Source organism: Pelomonas aquatica (assembly GCF_026712205.1).
Lineage (GTDB): Bacteria > Pseudomonadota > Gammaproteobacteria > Burkholderiales > Burkholderiaceae_C > Pelomonas > Pelomonas aquatica.
Genome location: NZ_JAPPUW010000050.1, coordinates 1 through 2,689 on the forward strand (window position 1 = coordinate 1; position 2,689 = coordinate 2,689).

Below are 2,689 nucleotides of genomic sequence, written 5' to 3' on the forward strand. Positions count from 1 at the left end.
AAGTGGAACTCGATCCGTCAGGCTGCCTGTTGAATCGCCGGCAGCGACGCGAAGTAGAACTCATCCGGGGTCTTGGCGCCGAGCGACGAATGCGGGCGGCGCATGTTGTAGAACTCGATGAAGCGCCCCAGCCGCAGCCGGGCATCGTTGACCGACTCGTAGGCACGCAGGTACACCTCCTCGTACTTGATCGTGCGCCACAGCCGCTCCACGAAGACGTTGTCGCGCCAGGCGCCGCGCCCGTCCATGCTGATGTCCACGCCACGCTTCTTCAGTGCGTCCGTGAACGCCAGGCTCGTGAACTGGCTGCCCTGGTCCGTGTTGAAGACCTCGGGCTTGCCGTGCCGCTCAAACGCCTCTTCCAGCGCCTCCAGGCAAAACGTCGTGTCCATGCTGATCGAGACGCGGTGTGCGAGCACACGGCGGCTGGCCCAGTCCACGACGGCGGCCAGGTAGACCCAGCCTCGTGCCATCGGGATGTAGGTGATGTCCATGGCCCAGACTTCGTTGGCGCGCTCGATCTTGCGCCCTCGCAGCAGGTATGGGTACACCGCATGCCCCGGGTGCTTCTTGCTCGTGTTGGGCTTCCTGTACAGCGCCTCAATACCCATCTTGGCCATCAGCGTGCCGACATGCTTGCGCCCGACCTCGAAGCCCTCGCGGCGCAACAGATCGCGCAGCATCCGGGCACCTGCGAACGGGTGCTCCAGGTGCAGCGCGTCGATGCGCCGCATCAGCGCTTGGTCGGCGTCCGACACGGGGCGCGGCACGTAGTACGCGCTGCCACGCGCGATACTCAGCAACTCGGCCTGGCGCTTGATGCTGAGTTCGTGTCCCGGCTGGATCATCTCTTTACGCTCAGCAGTCCGGCCTTGCCGAGCGCGCTGGCTAAAAAATCAATCTCCAGCGCCTGCTGGCCGATCTTGGCGTGCAACTCGCGCAAATCGGCCTTCGGCGGCTCGGCCGTCTCAGCGCCGAACACGCCAGCGGCCCGCTCCAGCAACTGGTTCTTCCAGTCGGTGATCTGGTTCGGGTGCACGTCGTGCTGCTTGGCCAACTCGGCCAGCGTCTTCTCGCCACGAATGGCGTCCAGCGCCACCTTGGCCTTGAACGCCGGTGAGTGGTTGCGGCGGGGTCTTCTGCTCATACTCTCGTTCCTTTGTCGCCTCGCTCTCACGGGCCGATCAATGAACCGAGTTTCCACTCATCGCCGTGTTCAGATTTCCGGCACCAGCTCTCTTGATTCAGCGCTTGCGCCAACTGCTGCTTCTCATCACGCAAGGATTGCGCCTGATGCAGACCCTGGCCTTGCCCCTGGAGCCCAGCGACCGCGATAGCAGCACATCCACAAATAAGACCCCACCATACTTGCCATACGGCATGGAGAGCAAGAGGCGAATGGTAGTTGCTTAGCAATGAGAACAATTTGGTTCTATCAGATTGGCTATACAACCGATGGAGCGAAGTACAACCTAAATAAAATTACCGCCCCAACGGCAAGGCCAACAAGGATGGCAACAAGCAACTTCCAGTCTGGGCGCAGGCCCACCACCACACTGACTATGCCGACAACCGCAGCAACTGTAATGATGTGTGCAGTGATCACAGGCGCCAACATCGCAAAGAAGCCGGCAGCGAATGCGAAACGCGCGAGCACACCCTGCGCATTAGGCCCTGCAACATACCCACCAACCACAATGAGCAGCATTAATATACTTGTCACTGTGACTGGACCAAATATCCAGAATAGCACCCAATAGCGAATCGATGCAGCGACTTTAGCATTCATGGGCCATGACCTTTTTTGTAATTAATTAGCTGCTGATCGAGTGTTTTGAAGATCTGCTGTCCCGACGAAGAATTCCAGTTGGCCAAGAACGTACTTCTATAACCGGTTCCCAGCAACACGTTGTAGCCGGTACCGACCGTCATCATGTATAGCGAGTCACCGACCAGGACAAGACTGCGGGTGATCGTTCCGCAACAGAAGACATGATCACCGAGAGTGGTGTTGGTGATAGATCCATCGGCATTCCTAGACTGGACAACGCGGCCGCCTGGTGTTTCGTAGCTCGACGGATCGGATAGATCACTACCCGGGAACGGTCCATACACTACCGTCGGTCTGCCACTTGTATCGGCAGGAGTGGCCCGCAAGTCAAGACTGGGGTACGAGAAGAGATTCGCCGCGTTCGACCAAGCCTGTACACAAGCTGCATCGCAATTCGTTGAGAGCTGAGTCCAGACGACATAGTAATGATCGCCATCCGCCGAACCGGCCCCATAACCTCCAGATGTCTTCATGTCATGCTGCACGGCATTGAATAGATACCCCATAGATGCAGTTATAGCCCCATTTGCAAATTTTCCACCACCCAACTCTGAAGCTGTACCTCCAATTACATAGCTTGCAATCGTTCCACCTATGATGTTGTTTGGCTTGTATGGCAGAGCCGCCTGCGAGAACGCGGCACTCAGTGCACCGGGGCCGCATTTACCCCCAGCTGCCACACTGGTCACGCATCCGGCTACGCCGTGCATGGTGATCCCCATCGCAGACCATTCTCCATCCTGATTGGTAACGTGCCTCAGCAGGCTCACGCCATGAGCTACCCGACCCGTAATCTGACCTCCGAACCACCCCGGAGTGCAGACCATGGCGTTCAACTTCATCCAGTTCCAGCGTGGC

General features: G+C 58.4%; 3 protein-coding genes. All 3 read right to left on the bottom strand.

What is annotated here, in order from left to right; all coding sequences use genetic code 11:
* Positions 1-17: 17 nt before the first annotated feature.
* Positions 18-1,147 (bottom strand): IS3 family transposase gene (locus NYP07_RS23850; RefSeq protein ID WP_268154700.1). Its coding sequence is split into 2 segments (ribosomal slippage): positions 18-889 and positions 889-1,147, totalling 1,131 coding nucleotides; the frame shifts between segments, so codons are not numbered across the junction.
* Positions 1,148-1,444: 297 nt separating this feature from the next.
* Positions 1,445-1,789 carry a hypothetical protein gene (locus NYP07_RS23855; protein WP_268154702.1) on the bottom strand — a complete coding sequence of 115 codons (345 nt, stop codon included), beginning with the start codon at positions 1,787-1,789 and terminating at the stop codon, positions 1,445-1,447.
* Positions 1,786-2,689: hypothetical protein (locus NYP07_RS23860; RefSeq protein WP_268154704.1), on the bottom strand; the 904-nt coding region annotated here is incomplete at its 5' end. The genes NYP07_RS23860 and NYP07_RS23855, both read right to left, overlap by 4 nt.